The sequence below is a fragment of the Bradyrhizobium sp. CCBAU 11357 genome (genome assembly GCF_028128865.1).
Classification (GTDB): domain Bacteria; phylum Pseudomonadota; class Alphaproteobacteria; order Rhizobiales; family Xanthobacteraceae; genus Bradyrhizobium.
Genome location: NZ_LBJW01000100.1, coordinates 146,181 through 168,229, shown reverse-complemented (window position 1 = coordinate 168,229; position 22,049 = coordinate 146,181). Strand labels below are relative to the sequence as shown.

The window sequence follows — 22,049 nt, the reverse complement described above, 5'->3', positions numbered from 1 at the left end:
GTCAATTCCTCTCTCGTGTTCCGTTGCTTAGCGCGTCCAGCTGACTCGAATTCTCAAGAAAGCATCACCTTGTCAGGCCCTCGATTTTCAGTCATCCCCGCCGCTGCGGTGACGGATCCATCTCTGAAAGCCAGCGATCTCCGCGTGCTGTGCCTGCTTGGACGTCACACCGATCGTGCAGGGTGGTGTGTGCGCAGGCAAACTACCATGGCCGAAGAGATCGGGACGTCACGCGCGTCGCTCCAAAACTCGCTCAACCGGCTCTGTGAAGCAGGCTACGTCGAGCGCAAGAGGCGCGACGTGAAGGTCGAGGAGGCGGGCGGCCGTCCCTCGCTGGCCTATGCCTATCGCGTGTTGCTTGATCGCGATGATTTTGATGCTGATCGCATCCCTTCAACGCCAGATGACGACGTCACCTGGAGCCATGCAGAAAGCGCATTTCAGGAGGGGGGGTGCCAACCTATTGGCACGGGGGGTGCCAACTCTGGGGTGGCACGGGGTGCCAATCCAGAGGTGGCACGGGGTGCCAATCCATACGTTGGCACCAATAACGACCCTTTGTTAACGCCCCCTATAAAACGGGATGAGATGGTTCCGCGCGCGACCGCTTCTGCGTTCACGCCAGCATCGCGGGCGCTCGCCGCTGCTTTCCTCCAGGCGATCGGCATCCAGACTCTGCTCGAAATCCCCCCGGAGTTGGCGGGGCTCGAGTACCGCGCCGTGCTTTGGCTGCAGCAGGGCTGGCCACCGGACATGATCGCTGCCGAGGCCTCACGCTTCGCCGGCGAGCGACCAATCAAGCCCTTTTCGTATTTCGAAAAAGTGTTCGCAACCGCGTATGCCCGGCGCCAGGCGCCGTTGCCGATCGCCGAAGCGCGTTCGGCCGAAACCCGAGTGGTGACCAGCAATGACCGACTCCGAAGCGGAAACCTCATTCAAGCCGCTGACCGTCTCGTCGACCGTCTCCGATCATTCGACGCCCGACCAAGCGGTGGTGACGGAGTACGCAGCAGAACGGGCGCGGCTGCTCCTCGGCTGCTATCGAAGGGCTGACGCAGCAGATCCTGACACTTACGTCGCCGCGATCACGGCAGTGCTCGCGAAGTATCCCGACGACGTGATCTGCGCCGTCACGCATCCGGCCGAAGGGCTGCCGATCCGAAAGGATTTTCTGCCAACGGTACGCGAGGTCTATCTCGCCTGCGAGGCGATCGTCTCGCCACGGCGCGAGGAGCGCGCGCGTCGCAAGCGCATTGAGCAACAGATAGCCGAGCGCGTCGCGCCGGCACCCAAGCCGCGTGCGAAAAGTGAAGAGACTTCGACCGATGCCGATACACCTGCAGCAGCGCCGCCGATCATGGTCGGCTCGCGGGAGGCCTTGGCGATCGAGACTCTTTTTGCAGTCGCGCGGATCAAACCGTATGTGCGCAACGGACGCATGCTCTATCCGTACCATTTGACGCCGCAGCTGCTCGGCTTTGCGAATGCGCCGCCGCGCGCCGACTGGATCTGGATTGAGGATCGCCAACAGATCGCTGCTTGGAATGGCTTCCTGGCCAAGCACATCACCTCCGGGCGTCCGCCTCTGGTCGAAAAGGTCGGTGTGAGGATGGGCTTCTTTGCGCCGTGGGAATTCCCGCTCAAGGTCGACGGCACGCCCTGCCGATCGGCCGAGGAGGCGGCATCGCAGAACGACGCGTCACAGGAGCGGGGGACGAATGAGCATGACCTATAGAATTGGTGAGTTCGTGGAGTTCGTCCCAATGCTCGATGAAGCTGTCGCCGTGCCGCTGGAGCCGCAGCGCTGGTACGTGCTGCTTACATATCCGAACCGGGAGCGCAAGGTCATGCGAACCTTCCAGGATCGTGGCGTCAGCGCCTATTTCCCTGTCATCCGAAAGCGCGCGATGCATCGCGGTCGGATCTGCGAAATCGCGACGCCGCTGTTCGCTCAGGTCATCTTCATCCCTGATTTCCAGGCCTCGCTAGGCGGTGTCAGGGTCGACGGCGTGGATGGCTACTTCAGGATGGGCGATTGCTATCCCTACCTGAAGCCGAGCGACATGGCGAACGTGCGCGCGCTGGAGGCAATGGGATCAATCCCCGTATCCCGTCGCAAGCGTCTCTGGAGCATTGGCCAGTTGGTGCGCATTACCAGCGGTCCGTTCGCGTCCTTCCAGGGCACAATCGATCGGCTTGACTCGAAAGGCCGACTCAATGTCCTTGTCGATATCTTCCAGCGCATGACCCCGGTCGAATTCGACGAAGGTCAGATCGAGCCAGCCTAGGTGTTGCGACCGCGCACTGAATGGTTCGAACGGAGCAACTCTCTCCGGCGCCTCCATCTTCGCTCTCGCAGCGAAGTGGAAGTTGAGGAGATTCCGATGGACAGCGGCAAACACCGGTAACAGTCTAAGGCTGCCTCTCGGGCGGCCTTCTGCGAGCGATAGTTATTAGGCATACACGACGCCCGCCCACGGAGCTGGTAATTGCGCTGCTAGTAAGTGAGGTCGAAAGCAAGGCTGTGATCTTCGGAGGTGTTACGGAGACGAACCTACCGCAGGATCTTAAAAACTCGTGCCGATCGTCTTCTTCTGGAGAGGACATTGCGGCTCCTATGATTCTTTTGAAATATTGGTCGATTAGAGAGTTAAGCAGTTCAATCCAGAAATGTAACTATATCCCGTGTTGTATCGGAGACCCGCCGCCGCGGGCATTGAAATCTTCCCGAGGTCCGGTGCTGGTCAAAACCCGAAGAACTCAGGTCGAGTAAATCTCGTCCGCTCTGGCTCAACGAGCGGACTTCGGACCGTCGCGGCGCAACGTCGCCGATGGGCCAACAGGCGACAATGCGAGCCCGGTTTGATATGAAGCTGCTGCAAGTGAGGCGGCGTTAGAAAGTCATGACTCAAAATCTAGATTATCTCGATGCATTGAAGGGGCTGACCTTCTGGAGGTCAACCTGGGAGCGTCCAAGTCCTGACTGGGATCATGACCACTGTGCCGCTTGCTGGGCCAAGTTCTCTGACAAAACTCCAGACAGCCTGCGTGAAGGTTACACCACTGGTACTGATTATAGACTTGGTGCCCGCTATGAGTGGGTATGCGAGGAATGCTTTTCCAAGCTGAAGGATCAAATGATGTGGTCCGAGGGAAAAGACGATGCAGCAGGTGGCAACGTGCGGCCCTGATGTCTGCAGTGGGTCACAAGCTGCCCACGCCACGGCGTCCGCCACAGGTCCGCTATTGAGGAAGAACCGCCCCGATGCGCTCCCTAAACTGTGCGGCCCCGCGTGGTTGGCCTTGCCGCTGCCCTCCTTCGGTGTTTCCTCCCTAGACTTCGCTACATCCAGCGGGCCGATCGCTTCATCGCGGTCGGCCCTTTTTTTCACGGGTCCCTCTGGCTTCCGAGTGACCGCGGGTAATTCGCACCCCGGCGTTTCGGTAGTCTTGGCCGACCCAAAGTTAGGTTGACACGGTTGACATGGTTGACAGGGGCGGTTGACGCCGCCCCGTTGATCGAAAGGGCTCCGGCTCCAATGGACGGCATGACGCAGGCGGAATACGCGCGCCATCGCGGCGTTTCCCGCCAGGCCATCTCCAAACTGATCAGCAGCGGCAAGATCCCGGCTTCGGCGTTCGTTCCGGGCGAGGGCCGCGCGCGTCTGATCAACGCCGCCGCGGCCGATCACGCCCTCGGGGAGGGCCGTGAGCGGGTGCTGCTCGACCAGGCCGAGCCGGACGATCTCCTGGCCGCGGTCGACAGCGAGGTCGCGGCGCCGCGAGCGTCGACGCCGGCGTCGGTCCGCCCGGAACAGCACGAAAACATCGCCGCGCTGACCAAGGCGCGGACCGAAACCGAGATATACCGTGCCGAGCGGGCGCGGATCGAACTGGAGGAGAAGCGCGGCAAGCTGCTGAAGGTCGAGGACGTCGTCGCCTCGATGGAGAAATGCGCCGCCGTGATCGTCCGCGAGCTGGAGGCCCTGCCGAATTTCGCCGACGAGATCGCCGGGGCAATCGCAAAGGACGGCGCCGGCGGGGCACGCTCGGTGCTCAAGCGCGTCGCTCGCGAGGTCCGCACGCAGCTCGAGCAGAACATGCGCCTGGCCGCGGCGGCGGATCGTGACGTCGAGGGCGAACCGCAGTGACCAGTTTCCCGCGCGCGCTTCCCGTCATCGCCGGGCTGTTCGCCGGCATCTTCGCGCCGCCGGCGCCGATGCCGCCGTCGGCCTGGGCCGGTCAGCATTTCTTCCTGCCCGACGGCGAGCGCAAGGCGCAGCTGATCGACCTCGCCCGAACGCCGCACCTAATCGAGCCGATGGACGCGCTCGGCCCGGACGCGCCGGACAATGAGCTGGCGGTGATGAAGTCGGCGCAATCGGCGTTCACCACCTGCCTGCAGGTCGTGGCGCTGCATTCGATCGACCGCGATCCCTGCGACATGATGATCGTACAGCCGACCGACTCGGCGCTGACCGATTTCAACTCGCAGAAGCTTGGCCGCGCGATCGAGCTGTCGCCGCTGATGCGCCGCAAGGTCAAGCCGCAGACTTCGCGCTCCGGCCAGTCGTCGACTACCTATGGGAAAAAGTTCGATCCGGACTGCTCGCTGATCCTGTCGCTAGCGACCTCGACCGCGGACCTGCGCTCCAAGACGATCAAGAAAGCGCTATGCGACGAGATCGACGAATATCCCGACGACCTCAACGACCAGGGCGACCCGCTCGACATGATCCGAGCGCGGCAGATTTCGTTCCTGCGGTCGGGCACGTGGAAGCGCGCTTATTTCTCGACGCCGACGATCAAGGGGACGTCCAAGATCGAGCAGAAGTATGAGGCCGGCGACAAGCGTCGCTGGACCATGACCTGCCCGCACTGCGGTGACGATAATCTGCGCTTCGAGTGGGGTGAAAGCTTCATGTTCGATCGCGAGCCGCCGTATGCCGCGCACTACATTCCGCCGTGCTGCGGCACCGTGATCGAAGGCTGGCAGAAATTTGCCGTGTACGAAACCGGCCGCTGGGTGCCGACCGCGCCTGGTGCCGGCAAGTTCAAGTCCTACCACTTCGACGCGCTGTCCTCGCCGTTCGTCCCCTGGGATGAAATCGCCAAAGAGTACGTCGAGGCCGGCGACAATCCGACCAAGCTCAAGACGTTCTGGAATCTGACGCTCGGCCTGCCGTTCGAATTGAAGGGCGATGCGCCGGATTATGAGCGGCTGCTCGAGCGGCGGGAGGATTATGCCGCCGGCGTGGTGCCGGCGCGCGGCCTGCTGCTGGTCGCCGGCGCCGACGTGCAGCATTCCGGGATCTGGGTTGAGGCCGTCGCCTTCGCCGACAACGGCGAGTCGTGGTCGATCCATCACGAATTCTTCGAGGGCGAGACGACCGATCACAAGGCCGGTGCCTTTGCTAAGCTCGCCGCGTTCTATGAGCGGCAGTTTCCTGACGCGTTCGGTGGGCACCGCGTGCTCGACTGCATGGCGATCGACGCCGGCGACGGCGGCCGCTCCAACCAGGTCTATGCGTTCTGCCGCTCGCGACCGCGGGCCTATGCGATCAAGGGCGTGTCGGGCTGGACCGCGCCGGCGATCGGCACACCGGTGCCGGTCGACGTCAAGTTCTCCGGCAAGAAGATCAAGAAGGGCGCCACGCTGTGGCCGGTCGGCACCTGGTCGCTCAAGGCGACGTTCTACACCAACCTGCAGAAGGATGGCCGTAAGGCGGGCGCGGAGGTCGATCCGGACGGTTATTGCCACCACCACCAGGGCTGCGACGAGCGCTATTTCAAGCAGCAGACCGCCGAGTATCTCAAGACCACGACGGTGCGCGGCCGCACGGTCAAGGTCTGGCAGGAAACCGGCCCGAACCATCTGCTCGACTGCCGGATCTACGCGATGGCAATGTCCGAATATCTAGGCCTTTCGCGATTGTCTTCGGAGCAATGGGCGGCCCTGGCGCGCGAGCGAGGTGTGCCGCCTGTTGTCGCCGAGCCGGATCTGTTCGCGCCGGCCCCGATCAAAATCGCGGCAAAGCCCGCTCTGGTCGGGCGACCGAAGCCAACGCGAGGCAGGCGTGTTCTCTCATCCGGAATCTGAAACGGCGGCTCCGCAAAGGACTGATAGGAGATGATCTGGAATGACGATGGACGCAAAAATCCCTTCTCTCCCGACCAGATTGTCCTTTCTTGGTATCGCCCAATCATGTCGCGCCGCCGCACCCGGCGCGAGACAGGCCGCAGCATTTTCATGATCCGCATGCATGCTGAACGGTACACCTGGCGTTCAGTTGCGTCCGATTGTTGCGAGCAAGCCAAGGGTGCTCGCCGGCAGGACGACACGCCGGATATCGCTCGCGCCATCCCGGATCAGCCTTAACGAAGACGATGTCAAAAGAACCCGCAACTCGCGTATCTGTTCCACGCTTTTTTGGAACACTCATGGACCAACTCAATCCGTCGTCGCTGACCTTGCCAGGAATAACCCGCAACAGCGTTGTGTTGAACGTAGTATCTCCGTGCGTTTCGATCCCATGCTGACCCGCTCCCATCTTCGGGTCAGCGGGTCTTGCAAGACATACCGTGTAGCCTTCGGGGCTTCTGATGATCCCGCTAGTATCTTGTTGATTGGAGGGGACGACGAGTGACGCCGTTCCGGCCACCGCAGCATTTAGTATTTTGGGGTCCATGCCCAAATATGTCCCAACGACCGTGAGGACGGCACTACCTTCTGGAGTATTGAGCTCTTTGACGGTCTTTTCGATGAAGCTTTGCTGGTCGCGCTGAACGAACACATTGTACCGCTGGACCAAAACGTCCTGTGCGCTCACAAGATTTGGCGTGGCTGCAACTGCTGCAGCGCTGATGATGAAGATAAATTTGGATCTCATTCTGGTCTCCTGCGCTAGATAAATGATCCCAATGTTTGTCGCGTCCGGCATCAATGAGCGAATGAGTCATCTTCAGTTCCTTGGCAATGTGGGTGCGGTACGGTCAGTGATGCTGACTCATGACAAACAGTTCACAATCCCGGCGCGACATCTTGCCGTGTGACCTTCGCTACAACCTGAGGCATATTTTAAGGGTTACGCGTAACGACTTTCAATCTCAGGGAGTCAAAAATGAGTAAGGCAATAGGATCCCTTTTAGGGATGGCGATGCTTTGTGGAGCCGCAGTCGCATATGCCGATACAGCTTGCGTAGTGACCGAGGTTTGCGAAAAATGCACGGAAGATGCCGACACTGGAACGAAGCTTCGCCTCTATGGACAACATTGTAAGGAGCAGGCCAGAGCGGAGGGCTACGAATTTCTGAGCTATCACCCTGGGCCCGTCGGCCAATGCGATTTCATAAAAACTTTTAAGGCGGACGTCAGCTGCGAAGCGGTCGGCGCGAAGCCAGCCAAGAAGTAGCAATCCACGTCGCATGGATCGGAAGTGCCGCTGTTAGCCATCCCGGCAACAGCGGCATCCGTCCGACGTGCGTATCAGCGATAACTGCGAGTGTCAGAAGAGGGCCTAACAAGATGGTTGAGCCACGGCTTCTACAATCATCATAGGTCCATGCCGTCGTTCTGTATATTCCGGTGATCCCGGTGTTCTGTCGACCGGACGCGATGAATCCGACAATTCGATTGTTTGCGTCGGCGTGAAAGAGTTTCGATCATTGTATGAACGTGCGTCGAACCAATTAAATACTAGTCTCGTTCAGAGACCCCCCGGTGAGCAACGGGCGACAATAACGTGCTCAAAAGCGGGGCCACTCCCTCAGGGGCAGTGATCGCGCCCGTGCCGCGCAGGTAGAACCATCACCGTTATCGCAGGAGCCCACCCCATGGCAGGCATCACGCTCGCCCAGGCGCAGGCGCAGCTCGCCCTCTGGATCGCCGCCTCGGCGGCGGTCGCCGGCAGTCAGAGCTACGAGATTGAAACCGGCAACGGTCGTCGCAAGCTTCAGCGAGCAGATGCTGCCGAGATCCGGCAGCAGATCGAATTCTGGGACGCGAAGGTGAAGGCCTTGACGCCAGCGGCGTCAGGCGGCCGTCGCCGCACGCGCTACGTGGTGCCGTTCGGATGAGCGATTTCCGTCAGAACTTCATTGATCGCTTCGTCTCGGCATTCTCGCCGGCGGCCGGGCTTGCCCGCATGCACGCGCGCGCGCGGCTCGATGCCTCCTTCGGGGGCGGCGGCTACAACGGCGGCCGACGCGATCGGCGTTCGCTCAAAGCGTTTTTTCCTGGGCAGGGCAGTGCCGACGCAGATTCGCTCCTCGATCTGCCGCTATTGCGCGGCCGCTCGCGGGATCTCGGCCGCAACGCGCCGCTTGCTGCCGGGGCAGTGTCGACCACGTCCATCGGTGTCGTCGGTGACGGCCTCAAGCTCGAGGCGTCGATCGACAGCAAGGCGCTGGGCCTCACGCCGGAGCAGGCCGATGCCTACGAGGCCGAGCAAGAGCGCGAGTGGGAGGTGTTTTGCGCGACAGCGGACTTTACGCGCGTGCAATGCATGGACGAGATGCAGCAGCTGTCGCTGCGCGCGGCCCTCGAGTCGGGCGATGTGTTCGCCGTCCGTCGCTTTCGCAAGGATCCCGGCGACGTCTACGGCACCAAGGTGCAGCTGCTCGAGGCCGACCGGGTCTCAAACCCGAATTGGGCGCTGGATAGCGATCGGCTCTCTGGCGGTGTCGAGTTCAACGCTGACGGCGTGCCGGTCGCCTATCACGTCTCCAACCGACATCCCGGCGCGCGCCGGATGGTGGGGTTGAAGTGGGAGCGGGTGCCGGCCTGGAGCGATGCCGGGCTTAAGACCGTGCTGCATGTTTACGAGCGGCTGCGTCCTGAACAGTCGCGCGGCATTCCCTATCTCGCCGTCGTCGTCGAGCACCTGCAGCAGCTGTCGACCTACAGCACGGCAGAAGTCGATGCCGCGGTCGTGACGTCATTCATCACCGGCATCATCCAGGCGCCTGCCGATGATGATGCGAGCGGTCCGATCGTCGGCGAAAAGGATGCAGGCCTTGCCGACAATGAGGTGAAGCTCGGCGCCGGCGCTATCATCTCGACCGGGCCTGGCGAGACCTTCACGTCGTTCAATCCGCAGCGGCCGAACGCCAACTACGATGCATTCGTCAAGGCCTTCTGCCGCGAGATCGGCGTGGCGCTCGAGCTGCCGGTCGAGCTTCTGCTCAAGAGCTTCACGGCGTCTTATTCGGCCTCGCGCGCCGCGCTGGAGATGGCCTGGCAAGCCTTCCGCCGGCGCCGGTCCTGGTTTGCGGGTCGTTTCTGCCAGCCGCTCTATGAGTGGATGATGGAGGAGGCGGTCGCTTCTGGCCGTCTCAACCGTCCCGGTTTCTTCAGCGACCCGGTCATCCGCGCTGCCTGGTGCGGCGCGCAGTGGGTTGGCCCGCAACGCCAGAGCCTCAATCCCTATCAGGAGGCACAGGCGGACGCGCTCGACATCCAGACCGGCGTCAAGAGCCGCGAGCAGGTGTGCATGGAGCGCACTGGCGGCGATTTCGACAAGAAGAACGAGCAGCTCGGGAAAGAGCAGGCGGCGCGGAACGCGGCCGGCCTGGGTGCTCCCGCGCCGGCGCAACAGGGGCAGCAGGACCAGGGCAGGGGCGCCGCGCAAAACCAGGACGAACAAGACGCCGGCGACGCCGAGAACGAAACCCAGCCGCAGGGGAGTGCTGCCGAATGACCCTCTTGATGCCTCACATCGCGAGCCGCCTGTTCGATTCCGAGCTGATGGTCGAGCCGGGGAAGCTGCAGGCCTTCCTGATGGGCCTCGGCGCGCGCATAGTCGAGGGCGGACTGTCGCTGCCGGGTATCGTTCCGATCCAGCACACGGCGTTCGCCAATGGCCGTCCGTCTGAGCAGATGGGGTTGCTCGGCGATCCCATGGGCCGTGCGATGGAGGACCGCGGCCGCGGCGCCGCGCTGGTGCAGCGTGTGGGGAATGTCGGCGTGATCGGCATCGAGGGCACCTTGGTGCACAAGGGCAAGTTCATCGGGCAGGCCTCCGGCGAAACCTCCTATGAGGGACTGCAGACGCAGATCGCGCGCGCGACACGCGATCCCTCGATCAAAGGCGTGGTGTTCGAGGTCGATAGTTTCGGAGGCGAAGTCAACGGCGCGTTCGAAACCGCGGCGATGATCGCAAAGCTGTCGGCGACAAAGCCGACCCTGGCGATCATGACCGACCATGCATTGTCCGCCGGCTACCTTCTGGCGTCGCAAACCCGGGCGATCGTGATGTCCGATCGCGGCGCCGCCGGCTCGATCGGTGTGCTGACCATGCACGCGGACATGTCGAAGAAGCTCGAGCAGGACGGCATCCGCGTCACGCTGATCACGTCAGGGGCGCACAAGGCGGAGGGAACGCCGACCGCGCCGCTGCCGGACGATGTCCGCGCCGGCATTCAGGCGCGAGTCGACCTGCGCCGCCAGCAATTCGCCGCAGCCGTCGGGGCAGGCCGCGGCGCGCGCCTCACTGCCGCCGGCGCGATGGCGACGGAAGCGCGCACCTATTACGGCCAGGAAGCCGTGACCGCAGGTCTCGTCGACGGGATCATCGATCCCCAGGCGGCCTTCGACGAGTTCGTCAAGAGCGTCAACTGAAACGGCCATCACGGCCATCACGAGGAGAAGACCATGAACACTTCCGGACTGGCGGCCGTGCATCTCGCTGCGGCTGCGACCACGACGGCTCTGCAGGATCCGCCTGCGCCGCCGCAGGCGCAAGTGCAGACGGCGCCTGCCACCACTCTCGCGGACCTCGCCGCGGCCTATCCTGATCTCTGCACGCAGCTGCGCGCCGAAGGTGCCACCGTCGAGCGCACCCGCATTCTCGCGATCGAGGCGGCGTCGCTGCCTGGTCACGAGGCCTTGGTCGCGGAGATGAAGGCTGATCCGGCCGTGTCCGCGGACATGGCGGCCGGCCGCCTGCTCGCCGCCGAGAAGCAGATCCGCGCAGGCCAGCTGCAGGCGATCAAGGACGTCGAGGGCGCCACGGCGAAGGTGGCTGCAGCGCCGGCGAGCACTGCGACGGCGAAGGTCGAAGATGCGCCGAAGGAAACTGCCCATCAGCTGGCCGCGCGTGCGCGCGCGTACCAGGACGAGCAGGCCAAGCTCGGCGTGAAGCTGTCCGTCGCACAGGCGGTCGCGCACGTCGAAAACAACCGCTGACGCCAAGCGCGTCAGTTCACCCGCAAAAGCAACCCCAAACTCTCAGGAGCAAGCTATGGCCAATATCGGCGTCACCAAGTCCTATCTCGCCGAGGCCGCCATCGCGGCCAACATCATCGTCAAGGTCGGCGCCAATGACTACGGCGTTCTGCAGGGCGCAGCTGCGACGGACAAGCTGATCGGCATCACGACCGAGATTGCCGCGGCGTCCGGCGAGCGCACCGACGTGGTGCACGAAGGCATCGCCGATCTCAAGCTCGGCGGCACCGTCGCGCGCGGCGATCTCTTGACCTCCGATGCGTCCGGCCAGGGCATCACGGCAGCGCCGGCGGCCGGCAGCAACAACCGCATCATCGGGATGGCGCTCATCTCCGGTGTGGTGGGCGACATCATCCCGGTGAAGGTCGCGCCCGGCTCGTTCCAGGGCTGATCTTTCGCGCAGTTCCAGCGTCGCTTCCCTCTTTCTCAAGCTCGCTCTCAAAGGAGAACGGTTAAATGGCTCAAGCTCCCTTCGTCATCCAGCAGCGCCTCATGGCGATCACGCTGGCGTATCGTAACCAGGCGTTCATCTCCGACTTGGTGTTGCCGCGCGTGCCGGTCGATTCCTCCGCGTTCAAGTGGTCGAAGTATGCCATCGCCGACGGCTTCACCATCCCGGACACTCGCGTGGGCCGCAAGTCGGCGCCGAACGAGATCGATTGGTCGGCGACCGAGCAGACCGACTCCACCATCGACTACGGTCTCGACGACCGCATTCCGCAGTCCGACATCGCCAATGCCCAGGCGGCGCAAGCGGTGCAGGGGGTGATGCCCATCGACCCCGAGGCGCGCTCGACCGAGCTGCTCACGGATCTGATTGCCCTCGATCGTGAGAACCGCGTCGCCTCGACGCTGTTTGCTCTCGGCACGTATCCCGCGGCCCAGCGGTCTACGCTTGCCGGCACCACGCAATGGTCGGATTTTACCAACTCCGATCCGGTGCAGGCGATCATCACGGCGCTCGACACTTGCGTCATCCGTCCGAACGTTGCCGTGTTCGGCCAGGCCACCTGGTCCAAGCTGCGCACGCACCCGAAGGTGACGGCCGCGATCTATCCGAACGGCGGCAATGCCACGGGCGGCGGCTCGCCGGTCTCGCGTCAGGCGCTGGCGGATCTGTTCGAGCTCGAGGAGGTCCTGGTCGGCTCGTCCTGGTACAACTCGGCAAAGCCCGGCCAGGCCGCGTCCCTGACCCGCCTGTGGGGCAAGCATGCATCGTTCATCTACCGTGCGCCGCAGGTGGTCTCGCCGACCGGCACCGTCACGTTCGGCTTCACCGCGCAGTGGGGCGAGCGCATCGCCGGCACCATCGGCCAGGACCCGAGCGTCGGCCTGCGCGGCGGCTCGCGCGTCCGCGTTGGCGAGTCGGTCAAGGAAGTCATCGCCGCCAACGACGCGGCGTACTTCTTCCAGAACGCGGTCGCCTAAGACGGCGAGCGGAAACGAGCGGCCTGCCTCGAGGCAGGCCGCAATCTTCCTATTCTCAATCAAAGGAGAACGAACGTGGCGAAACGTCCGAAGGCCGCCGGCGACATGATCGCAATGAGTCGCATCGAGCACGGTGAAGTGGTTGACGGCAAGAACGTCATCAAGACCTTCGAACCCGGCGAGGTTGTGGATCTTGACCAGAAGGTCATTGAGGGGCTTTCCGCGATCGGCGCGGTCGCCGCTTTCACCGCGGAAATGATGTCGCCGGAAGCCCGCCTGAAGGCGGCCGAGGCTAAAGCGTTGGCTGATGCTGACGTGAAGGCCAAGCTTCAGGACGAGGCTCGCGCCAAGTGGAAGGCCGACGCTGACATCCAAAGGCAGTTTCCGCAGGTCGAGGCTTATCTCGTTTCGCTGGACCTCGCCTGATCCATGCCGATTGAGACGGCCGCCGACCGCCTGGCCTTCCTCAGCGTCGATGAATTCGGCGCCGAGGGCTCCTATGCGCCCGCGGCCGGCGGCGGTGCGACGACGCTTCCCGGCATCCTCGATCGGCCCACGATCGCTGCGGCGCTCAACGATGCGGCCTCGCTTGATGCGCGGCCGACCTTTCTCTGCCGGCAGGCCGATCTGCCGGCTACCGCCGACGCAGATGCCGGCGATCAGCTGACCGTCACCGGCGTCGGCGCCTTCGAGGTGACCTCGATCGAGCCCGATGGCCAGGGCATGGCGTTGCTGCGGTTGGGGGCGATCGTCTGATGCCGGTCGGCGTGCACTACCGCGTCGAGGTCGAGGACGTCCGCCGCGCGCTCCGAGCTTTATCGGAGCGCGACGCGCCGTTTGTCACGGCTTATGCGCTGACGCAGACCGCCAAGGACATCAAGGCGGCCGAGGTCGAGACCATGCAAAGCGTGTTCGACCGGCCGACGCGGTTCACGCTCAATGCGCTCTATGTCAAACCGGCAACGAAGCAGGACCTGGTCGCCGAGGTCTACTTCAAGGACGGTTTTGGATCGGTGCCGGCGTGGCGCTATCTCGGGCCGCAGGTCGAGGGCGGGGCGCGTGTCCACAAGGCGTTTGAGCGGCGGCTGATCCGGGCCGGTCTGATGCAGTCAGATGAGTTCGCGGTGCCTGGCAGCGGCGTCAAGCTCGACTCCTTCGGCAACATCGCCGGTTCGACCATCGAGCGGATCCTGTCGCAGCTCGGTGCGGCCGAGCAAAAGGCTGGCGCTCAGGCCAACCAGACCAAGAAGTCGCGCGCGCGGGCGAAGAAAAAAGGTATCGGCCGTTATTTCGTGCTGCGGTCGGGCGGTCCGGGCAACGCCGATCGCAACGTCGCGGCCGGGATCTACTACCGCGCCGACCTGCAGGCGATTGTGCCGGTCATCATGTTCGTGCGGGCGCCGCGCTATCAGAAGCGCTTCCCGTTCTATGAGCGTGCAGCCGCCGTGTTCGATCAGAAGCTCGTCGCCAATGCGCGGCTCGGCTTCGAAAGATTCGTGCTCTCCAAGCTGCCGAAGGCTGCCTGATGGCTGATCATGTCCGCAAGCAGATCCGCGACGCCGTGGTGCAGGCCCTGACCGGGCTGCCGACGACGGCTGGTCGCGTGTATGTCGGCCGGACGCGGCCGCTGTCGCCGGCGCATGAGCCGACGTTGCTCGTCTATATGCGGTCGGAGACCTCCGCGCGTGGCGCGGGTGGCCGCCCGCCGAAGCTCGATCGCGTCGGCATTCTCGATATCGAGGGCCGCGTGTCGCTGCCTGATGTTCCGGACGACACGCTCGACCAGATCGCGGCCGAGGTCGAGGCGGCCATGTGGGGCCTTGTCGATCAACTCGGCACGTTTCTCAACGGTCTCGCGCGAGACATCAAGCTGGTGTCGACCGAGATGATCGCCGAGGCCGCCGGCGAGCGGCACATCGGTGGCGTGCGCCTCGAGTACCTCGTGACCTATCGCACGTCCGAAGGTGCGCCGGCCGCGGCCGTCTAGTTGTTTTCGTGCTCATCCTCAACACTGCCAAAGGAGACTTGAAATGGTCGATCTCGTGATTACCGCATCTGCTGTGCTCGCCAACACCGGCGCGCGTACCGAGCAGGGCGCCGCCGGCGAAGCGATCACCGCGGGCCAGCTCGTCTATCGTGACGCCACCTCCGGCCAGTACTTCAAGTCGGATTCCAATGCGCCGACCGCCGCGGCGCGCGTGGTGCGCGGGGTGGCTCTAAATGGAGCGTCGGCCGGGCAGCCGCTGCAGATCGCGCGGCCCGGAAGCGACATCACCATGAACGCGGTGTTCACTGCCGGCGTGACTTATTACCTGTCGGACACGCCCGGCGGCATCTGCCCGCTCGCCGACGTCGGCACCGGCGAATATTTCACCCCGATCGGCGTCGCCAAGTCGACCACCGTCCTTGCGTTTAATCCGACCATGTCGGGTGTCCCTGGCTAAGCAAGCGCGAGGGTCGTTCTCCGCTCCACTTTGCTGCGTCATTCCTGACGCGGCTCTTGAAGGCATCAACAGGAGATTTGCCGCATGTCTACCGATGCAACGCTCGGCTGGAGCACGCTCTTCCAGTCCGGCAACGGCGCCACGCCGGAAGTGTTCGCGACCTTTGCCGAGGTGGTCGGCATCACTCCGCCGGCGCTGTCGCGCGATACGGTCGAGGCCACGCACGAGCTGTCGCCGGAAGCCTGGCGCGAGTTCATCGCCGGTCTCAAGGACGGCGGCGAGGTGTCGTTCGATATGAACTTCGTTCCCGATAGCGTCGAGGCCGCAAGCCTGATGGCCGAGCTGGATTTGCAGGGCCGCTTCGCGGTGAAGAACCGCAAGATCATCTTCCCGGATGGTTCCTACTTCAGCTTTGCGGCGATTCTCACCGGCTACGAGCCCGACTCGCCGATCGACGACAAGATGTCGGCCGCTGTCACCCTCAAGGTGACCGGCAAGCCGATCCTGGTCCAGGTCTAGCGGGAGCGCCGGTCATGGGAGGCAATCCATTGAAGGGCGAGGTGCCGTTCGTCGGGTCGGATGGCGAACGGCGCACGCTCTCGTTTTCGGCCGAGGCGCTGTTCCGTCTAGAGGAGCAGCTCGGCAAGAAGATGGGGGCGATCGAGGCGGACATGCGGGATCCCGACAAGTTCGGGCTTGGCGTGATCCGCACCATGTTCTGGGCCGGGCTGCTCGATATGTATCCCGACCTCGAGCTGAAGGAGGTCGGCCGGCACTTCTCCAAGCTCGATCCGGTCGAGGCCTGCAGCCTGGTCGTGCGCGCCTTCAACGGTGCGTTCGGCACGTTGACTGAGGCGGCGCCGGCGAACCCTCCGGAGCCGAGTCAGACCCCGTAGATTGGGACTGGCTCGGCCTCCTCGAGCAGTGGATCTCGCTCGGGCTCGATGACGATGCGTTCTGGCGCAAGACCCCGCGCCAGATCGTCGTGGTCATGTCGGGCCACCAGCGTCGGCTGATCCGCGAGCACAACGAGCGCGCCTGGTCGGTGTGGACCGCCGAGGAGCTGCGCCGAAGCAAAAAGCCGCCGCCGCTACGGCGGCTGCAGGCCCGCATGCCGCGCGAGCCGCGCAAGCGGCAGAGCTGGCAGGACATGAAGGCCGTCGCAAAGCTGCTCACGCAGGCTTTTGGCGGCCAGGTCATTGCGAAGCAGGATGTGTCCTAGATGTCGGTGATCGGACAGCTCCGCGTCATTCTCGGCGGCGATACGTCGAGCCTCGACAAGAGTCTTTCGGAATCGCAGAGCAAGCTTGCGAGCTTTGGCAGCAAGCTTGCGCTCGGCTTCGCGGCCGCCGCGGCGGCGGCTACCGCGGCCGCGATCGCGGTCACCTCGCAAGTGCATTCCGCGATCGAGGCGGCCGACCAGCTCAACAAGATGTCGCAATCGACCGGGCTGTCGACCGAGGAGCTGTCCAAGCTCAAATACGCCGCGGATCTCTCCGACGTTTCGACCGAGGCGCTCGGCAAGTCCATGGGCAAGCTGTCCAAGGCCATGGTGGCGGCAGCGACCGAGGGCGCGAGCCCGGCTGCGAACGCCTTCAACGCGATGGGCGTGTCGGTCAAGAACAACGACGGCACGCTGCGCAGCTCCTCCGACGTCATCAAGGACGTCGCCGACAAGTTCGCGTTCTACAAGGACGGCGCCGAAAAGACCAATCTTGCCATCCAGATTTTCGGCAAGTCCGGCGCCGCGTTGATCCCGCTGCTCAACCAGGGCCGGGATGGACTCGAGCAGGCCGGCGAGGAGGCGGCGAAGTTCGGCCTGGTGCTGGACAAAAAGACCACCATGGCCGCGGAGGCCTTCAACGACAATCTGAAGCGGATGGACTCCATCAAGCAGGGCATCGTGATGACGGTGACTGCGAAGATGTTGCCCTCGTTCGAGCAATTGTCGGAGGTGATGCTCGAGACGCGCAAGAACACCGAGCTGTGGAATTCGGTCGGCGATGCGCTCGCCAACACCATGAAGGCGCTGGTGACGGTCGGCGTGACGCTGGTCACGACCTGGCAGCAGATCTTCGCGACCGCCTCCAATCTCAAGGCGGCGTTCGGCCTGCTCGCTTCCGGCGAGGTCTCGGCGGCGTTCGAGAAGATGAAGGCTGGCGCGGCGCAAACCGGCGAGGCCTTTACCGGGCTGAAGCAGACCGTGTCGTCGCTGTGGTCTGACATCCCGACCTTCTCCTGGGAAAGCCAGGCGCTCGGTATCAAGCAGCTCAACCGCGAGGTGATGGAATACGGCAAGGCGTGGGCCTTGACCGCGGCGCCGATTGTCAGTGCGGCCGACACCTCGACCAATGCGGTTGAGAAGTTTCTGGCGACGCAGGCCAAGGCGACGGCCGGGCACGAGGCGGAGGCCCTGGCGATCGGCAAGACGATCGGCGAGCAGGAAAAGCTCAAGATCGTGATGCAGGCCGACGCCATCGCCAAGTCGCAGAACGTGATCGTGACCGAGGCCTTGCGCGCCAAGATCGAGGCCGCCGGCGATGCCGCCGCCATGGCGGCGATGAAGGTGGCCGGCGCGCAGGCGACGGTGATGGCGCTCAACCCCGTGCAGCAGTTCGACATGCAGATGACGCAGCTCAACCAGCTGTACGCCGCCGGCGTCATCTCGCTCGAGACCTATGGCGAGCGTCAGAAGCAGATCGCGGAGGCCGCGCAGGCGACCTGGGGGCAGGCGGGGGCCTCGATCGCCGGCAGCTTCGCCACCATCGCAGGCGCGTTCGGCAAGGAAAGCGCCGGTATGGCCAAGGCGGCGCAGGTGTTCGGCGCTATCCAGGCGACCATCTCGATGTTCACCGGCGCCGCCAAGGCGCTCGAGCTGCCGTTCCCGGCGAATCTTGCCGCCATGGCCGCCGTGCTGGCGCAGGGCGCGCGCCTGGTCGCGCAGATCAAGAGCCAGAGCGTACCGACCGGCTTCAAGACCGGCGGCTCGTTCACGGTCGGCGGCAGCGGCGGCGCGGATTCGCAATTCGTGCCGATCATGGCAACGCCGGGCGAGCAGGTCGACATCTGGCGGCCGGGCGAGGGCGGGGCCGATCCGCGCCGCGGCTCCGGGTCTCAGCCGACCGTGGTGAACCTGGCGATGGGTGCTGGCGCGACGCGCGAATGGCTGCGGGAGACGATGGACGGCCTCAACGACATGCTCGCGGATGGCTATGTCCTGAAGGTGAGGCCGGCCTGATGTCGCTCGTCATCTCGCAAAACTTCGTCCTCACCGACGCGACGCCGGAGTTTCCGGTCACGCTCGATCATCCCGTGATCGGATGGCGCAACATCGTGACGCCGACCAACATTTCCGCGACGTTCGCCGATCCCGATCATCCTGCGTCGAATGTTGCCAATCCGGCTACGCATCTGGAATGGAGGTCGATCGGCGATGGCGGGCAATATCTCACGGTGACGGTCGACACCGTCGATGCGCTCGACTATGTCGCCATTGCTGGCCACAATTTTGGCAGCCAGCAGATCCCGGTCAGCATCCAGGATAGTTTGGGCAATACGCTGCTTGGCGACGTGTTGCTGCCCGACGACAGCCCGGCGCTGTTCCGGTTCACGGCTCAGTCATTCAGTCAGATCAAACTCTATATGCAGGCTCCCGCCGGCGTGCTGCCGCGGGTGGCGGTCATGTATGTCGGCAAGCTTCTGGTGCTGGAGCGAAAGATCTATGTCGGGCATACGCCACTGACGCAGGCGCGCCGCGTCAACGTCCAGAGCGGCCGCAGCGAGAGCGGCAAATTCCTTGGCCGCATCGTGCTGGGCGCCTGGCGCGAGACGGTCATTCCGCTCTCGCTGCTGTCGCCGAAATGGTATCGCGACCACGGCGGTGATGAATTCCTCGCTGTCGCCGCCGAGACGCCGTTTTTCTTCGGCTGGAGACCGCAAAGCTATCCCTATGAGATCGGCTATTGCTGGACGATCGAGGACCCCATGCCGGTTCCGACCGGACCATCGAACCGCATCGCGTTTGATCTCAAGGTGAGCGGGGTCGTCTGATGACGCAGTCCTTGACCTATGTCGAGATCGATCTTTCGATCTGCTCGCTCACCTATGGCGTCGCGCCGTGCACGGCATCGATCCCGACCACGGGCGATGCAAAGTGCTTCAACTCGGTCAAGACCTGCCAGGATCGCGCGCACTTCTCCGCGTCGGAGGTGACACTTCGCTTTGCCAAGCCGGCCGAGTACCTGCCGCGCGAGATCGACTGCATTCCATCGATCCTGTCCGTCGAGTTCTCGCCGGCGACGGTCTCGCTCGGCAAGAACCTTGGCCAGCGTGCGTCGCTGACGATCACGTTTCGCGACCATCCGCACTCCGACACGGGGCAGGGTTACGACAAGTATCGCACCGAGCGTGCTTATGATCCCTATTCGCAAGGGACCTATTGGGGCAAATTCCGCGCCCGCCAGCCGTTTTTGCGCGGCCGCAGCCTGCGCTGGATCAGCGGCGTCGTCGGTCAAGATCTTGCCGACATGGAGAGGCGCCATTTCGTCGTTGACAGTTTCGATGGCCCGACGCCGGACGGGAAGTACACGATCATTGCCAAGGACGTGCTGAAGTTCGCCGACGGCGATCGGGCACAGGCGCCGGCGCTCTCCAATGGTTATCTGTCGGCGGACATCACGGCCGTCACGACCTCCATCGCAATACTTCCATCTGGGATCGGCAATGCCGAGTACCCGACCGGTGGAACCGACTATCTCTGCATCGGCGGCAACGAGATCGTTCAGCTCACGTCACGCGTCGGCAACACGCTGACGGTGGTTCGAGGACAACTCGGTACCACCGCCACGACGCACAAGGCTCAAGATCGTGTCCAGCGGGTGCTCCGATATTCGGGGCAGGACGTCGCCAACATCGCCTACGATCTTATGGTGAATTACGCCGGCGTGCCGGCGAGCTACATCAACCTCGCGGAATGGCAGGCAGAAACCGCAGCCTATCTCGGCACGGTCTACACGGCGACCATTTGCGAGCCGACCTCGGTGGCAACGCTGCTGTCCGAATTGGCCGAGCAGGCGGGGCTCGCCATCTGGGATGACAATGTCGCTCAGAAGGTCCGCCTAAAGGTTCTGCACGGCGTTCTCACCGATGCGAACACCTTCACACCGGACAATACGCTCGAGAAGTCGCTGACGCTCAAGGAGCAGCCCGACCAGAGGCTGTCGCGCGTGCAGGTCTATTTCGGCCAGAAGGATCCGACCAAGCCGCTTTCGAACCTCGACAACTACCGTTCCACGTCGCTCATCATCGACGAGGATGCGGAGGCGGATTATGGATCGCCGGCGATCAGGGTCATCTATTCGCGGTGGATTCCGGAGGCCGGCAGGACTGTCGCCGATCGGCTCGGCGAGATCCTCATCGGCCGCTTTCGCGATCCGCCTCGCCGGGTGACCTTTGCGACCGCGCGTTACGCCGAGACGGATGTTGAGCTCGGCCAGGGCTACCGCGTCGAATCCGTTTGCGTGCAGGATGCAGCGGGGGCGCAGAGCAACATTCCGATCCAGACGACGCGCGTGAACCCGGGGCCAGACAGGTTCACGGTGGAGGCGGAGGAGATGCTGTGGAGCGCGCCTGACCAGGACTTGTCGAACCGCCAGATCGTCTTCGATGCCAACACCTTCAACGTCAATCTGAGGACTGCCCACGATTCGATCTACCCGGCGCCGCAAGCTGGCGACATCGTCACCGCGACGATCAATGCCGGCGTTATCATCGGCTCGACGTCGACGGCATTGCCGGCGTTCGATGTCGGTTCTTGGCCGGCTGGTGTCACCATTGCGATCGTCGTGAACGGCTTGGTGCAGGGCATGGGCGGCACCGGCGGTGTCGGCGGTAATGGCGCCGCAAACCCGAACAATCCGACGAGTGGTGGTAACGGGAGTCCTGGAGGTCGCGCCTTCTACACACGACAAGCGGTGGCGCTCGATGCCTCAGGCGGTGGGAAGATCTGGAGCGGCGGCGGCGGTGGTGGTGGTGGTGGCGGCGCCGGCACGAACGGCGGCTCTGGGGGTGTTGGCGGCAATAATGCCGGCCTTGCCACACCCGGCGGCCCCGGCTCTCCCGGCAGCTCTGCAAGCGGCGGCGCGGCCGGCCCTGGCGGGTCGCTCTCCGGCAGCGTTGCCGGCAGCGCTGGCGGCAGCGGCGGCGGTCCTGGCCTGGCGGGCAACGGCGGATCCGGTGGCGGCTTGGCCGGAGCCGGTGGCGCCGCGGGCACTGCGATCGATGGCATCAGCTTCATCACGCTGACGCTCGGCGCCGGCGATATCCGCGGCCCGCAGATCAATTGAGGGGGTTGGGCTGATGACACTTCCGCGTTACGACATCACCGTGACGGACAACCAAGGCAACGTGGTGCCTGGTGCCACCGTGGAGGTCAGGCTAGAGGTTCCGGGGCAGCCGCTTGCCTCTCTCTACAGCGACCGCGCCAGCACGTCGCCGATCGGCAATCCCCTGACGACCGATGGCAATGGCGACGCTGGATTCTTTTGCGTGAGCGGCTTTTACCAGATCGCCGTGACACTCGGGGGTCACGCCAAGACGAGGCGCTATGTCGGTATTGGGCTCGCGCAGGGCTCCGAGGCGGTAGCGGAAGGGCTGACGCAGCGTGTGCATACCGCCGCCGGAACGGTGACCGTCGAAACGGACGACGCGGATATCATCGTAGTCAGGAAGACAATTGGCGCGGCGACGCCGGCCTCCATCCCCGATCCTGCGACGACGAGGCGGCCGGTCCGGATTGTCGACGGCAAATATGACGCCGCCACAAACAACATCACCATCACCTCGCGCGGCACGTCGAAGACGATCATGGGCGGCACGTCCTACGTCATCGACTCCAACGGGGGCTCAATCAAGCTGACGCCGCTCGAAGACGGCAGCGGCTGGATCTGATCGTC

General features: G+C 63.8%; 25 protein-coding genes and 1 pseudogene. 25 read left to right on the top strand and 1 reads right to left on the bottom strand.

Annotated features, from left to right (window positions below; translation table 11 throughout):
* Positions 1-15 precede the first annotated feature (15 nt).
* The 7 genes and pseudogenes from XI05_RS39810 to XI05_RS18630 form a co-directional block, all read left to right on the top strand.
* Positions 16-270 (top strand): annotated as a pseudogene (locus tag XI05_RS39810) (helix-turn-helix domain-containing protein); the annotation flags it as partial.
* Positions 271-300: 30 nt separating this feature from the next.
* Positions 301-1,053, top strand: coding sequence for a hypothetical protein (locus XI05_RS39805; RefSeq protein ID WP_442869293.1), 753 nt, complete (start codon positions 301-303; stop codon positions 1,051-1,053).
* Between the two features lie 40 nt (positions 1,054-1,093).
* Positions 1,094-1,735: a hypothetical protein gene (locus XI05_RS18650; protein WP_442869292.1), complete on the top strand. Its 642-nt coding sequence runs from the start codon at positions 1,094-1,096 to the stop codon at positions 1,733-1,735.
* Complete coding sequence (nusG, locus tag XI05_RS18645; protein WP_271504282.1) at positions 1,719-2,288, top strand: transcription termination/antitermination protein NusG; 570 nt, start codon at positions 1,719-1,721, stop codon at positions 2,286-2,288. The genes XI05_RS18650 and nusG overlap by 17 nt, the downstream gene beginning before the upstream one ends.
* A gap of 615 nt (positions 2,289-2,903) precedes the next feature.
* Positions 2,904-3,191, top strand: coding sequence for a hypothetical protein (locus tag XI05_RS18640; protein WP_271504281.1), 288 nt, complete (start codon positions 2,904-2,906; stop codon positions 3,189-3,191).
* A gap of 348 nt (positions 3,192-3,539) precedes the next feature.
* Positions 3,540-4,151 carry a hypothetical protein gene (locus tag XI05_RS18635; RefSeq protein WP_271504278.1) on the top strand — a complete coding sequence of 204 codons (612 nt, stop codon included), beginning with the start codon at positions 3,540-3,542 and terminating at the stop codon, positions 4,149-4,151.
* Positions 4,148-6,100: a phage terminase large subunit family protein gene (locus XI05_RS18630; RefSeq protein ID WP_271504275.1), complete on the top strand. Its 1,953-nt coding sequence runs from the start codon at positions 4,148-4,150 to the stop codon at positions 6,098-6,100. Before XI05_RS18635 ends, XI05_RS18630 begins: the two co-directional genes overlap by 4 nt.
* Before the next feature lie 148 nt (positions 6,101-6,248).
* Here XI05_RS18630 and XI05_RS18625 read toward each other — a convergent pair whose 3' ends face one another.
* Complete coding sequence (locus XI05_RS18625) at positions 6,249-6,890, bottom strand: hypothetical protein (protein ID WP_271504272.1); 642 nt, start codon at positions 6,888-6,890, stop codon at positions 6,249-6,251.
* Positions 6,891-7,833: 943 nt separating this feature from the next.
* On the opposite strand from XI05_RS18625, the gene XI05_RS18620 reads away from it, so the two are divergent.
* The 18 genes from XI05_RS18620 to XI05_RS18535 all read left to right on the top strand — a co-directional run bounded on the left by XI05_RS18620 (position 7,834) and on the right by XI05_RS18535 (position 22,044).
* Entirely contained in the window at positions 7,834-8,076 is a 243-nt protein-coding gene (locus XI05_RS18620; RefSeq protein WP_271504269.1) for a DUF6148 family protein, read from the top strand.
* Complete coding sequence (locus XI05_RS18615) at positions 8,073-9,698, top strand: phage portal protein (protein WP_271504266.1); 1,626 nt, start codon at positions 8,073-8,075, stop codon at positions 9,696-9,698. Before XI05_RS18620 ends, XI05_RS18615 begins: the two co-directional genes overlap by 4 nt.
* Positions 9,695-10,618: a S49 family peptidase gene (locus tag XI05_RS18610; RefSeq protein WP_271504264.1), complete on the top strand. Its 924-nt coding sequence runs from the start codon at positions 9,695-9,697 to the stop codon at positions 10,616-10,618. Before XI05_RS18615 ends, XI05_RS18610 begins: the two co-directional genes overlap by 4 nt.
* A 33-nt stretch (positions 10,619-10,651) precedes the next feature.
* Positions 10,652-11,185, top strand: coding sequence for a hypothetical protein (locus tag XI05_RS18605; protein WP_271504262.1), 534 nt, complete (start codon positions 10,652-10,654; stop codon positions 11,183-11,185).
* 55 nt (positions 11,186-11,240) lie between these two features.
* Positions 11,241-11,615, top strand: coding sequence for a capsid cement protein (locus tag XI05_RS18600; protein ID WP_271504259.1), 375 nt, complete (start codon positions 11,241-11,243; stop codon positions 11,613-11,615).
* A 65-nt stretch (positions 11,616-11,680) separates the two neighbouring features.
* Positions 11,681-12,652 (top strand): major capsid protein, encoded by a 972-nt coding sequence (locus XI05_RS18595; RefSeq protein WP_271504256.1) that lies wholly within the window; start codon positions 11,681-11,683, stop codon positions 12,650-12,652.
* A 75-nt stretch (positions 12,653-12,727) separates the two neighbouring features.
* Positions 12,728-13,078 carry a hypothetical protein gene (locus tag XI05_RS18590; RefSeq protein WP_271504253.1) on the top strand — a complete coding sequence of 117 codons (351 nt, stop codon included), beginning with the start codon at positions 12,728-12,730 and terminating at the stop codon, positions 13,076-13,078.
* Positions 13,079-13,081: 3 nt separating this feature from the next.
* Complete coding sequence (locus tag XI05_RS18585; RefSeq protein WP_271504251.1) at positions 13,082-13,408, top strand: head-tail joining protein; 327 nt, start codon at positions 13,082-13,084, stop codon at positions 13,406-13,408.
* Positions 13,408-14,178, top strand: a complete 771-nt coding sequence (locus tag XI05_RS18580) for a hypothetical protein (RefSeq protein WP_271504248.1) — start codon at positions 13,408-13,410, stop codon at positions 14,176-14,178. Before XI05_RS18585 ends, XI05_RS18580 begins: the two co-directional genes overlap by 1 nt.
* On the top strand, positions 14,178-14,639 hold the full coding sequence (locus tag XI05_RS18575) for a hypothetical protein (RefSeq protein ID WP_271504246.1): 462 nt from the start codon (positions 14,178-14,180) through the stop codon (positions 14,637-14,639). Before XI05_RS18580 ends, XI05_RS18575 begins: the two co-directional genes overlap by 1 nt.
* 43 nt (positions 14,640-14,682) lie before the next feature.
* Complete coding sequence (locus XI05_RS18570) at positions 14,683-15,096, top strand: hypothetical protein (protein WP_271504245.1); 414 nt, start codon at positions 14,683-14,685, stop codon at positions 15,094-15,096.
* 84 nt (positions 15,097-15,180) lie between these two features.
* On the top strand, positions 15,181-15,615 hold the full coding sequence (locus tag XI05_RS18565; protein ID WP_271504243.1) for a phage tail tube protein: 435 nt from the start codon (positions 15,181-15,183) through the stop codon (positions 15,613-15,615).
* A 14-nt stretch (positions 15,616-15,629) separates the two neighbouring features.
* On the top strand, positions 15,630-15,992 hold the full coding sequence (locus tag XI05_RS18560) for a hypothetical protein (RefSeq protein ID WP_271504241.1): 363 nt from the start codon (positions 15,630-15,632) through the stop codon (positions 15,990-15,992).
* A 95-nt stretch (positions 15,993-16,087) separates the two neighbouring features.
* Positions 16,088-16,318 (top strand): hypothetical protein, encoded by a 231-nt coding sequence (locus tag XI05_RS18555; RefSeq protein WP_271504239.1) that lies wholly within the window; start codon positions 16,088-16,090, stop codon positions 16,316-16,318.
* The gene (locus tag XI05_RS18550; RefSeq protein WP_271504237.1) at positions 16,319-18,334 is read left to right on the top strand and encodes a hypothetical protein; all 2,016 of its coding nucleotides are present in this window, start codon (positions 16,319-16,321) and stop codon (positions 18,332-18,334) included.
* Positions 18,334-19,146: a hypothetical protein gene (locus tag XI05_RS18545; protein ID WP_271504235.1), complete on the top strand. Its 813-nt coding sequence runs from the start codon at positions 18,334-18,336 to the stop codon at positions 19,144-19,146. The genes XI05_RS18550 and XI05_RS18545 overlap by 1 nt, the downstream gene beginning before the upstream one ends.
* Positions 19,146-21,440, top strand: a complete 2,295-nt coding sequence (locus XI05_RS18540; RefSeq protein WP_271504232.1) for a hypothetical protein — start codon at positions 19,146-19,148, stop codon at positions 21,438-21,440. Before XI05_RS18545 ends, XI05_RS18540 begins: the two co-directional genes overlap by 1 nt.
* A 13-nt stretch (positions 21,441-21,453) precedes the next feature.
* Entirely contained in the window at positions 21,454-22,044 is a 591-nt protein-coding gene (locus XI05_RS18535; protein WP_271504230.1) for a hypothetical protein, read from the top strand.
* Positions 22,045-22,049 lie beyond the last annotated feature (5 nt).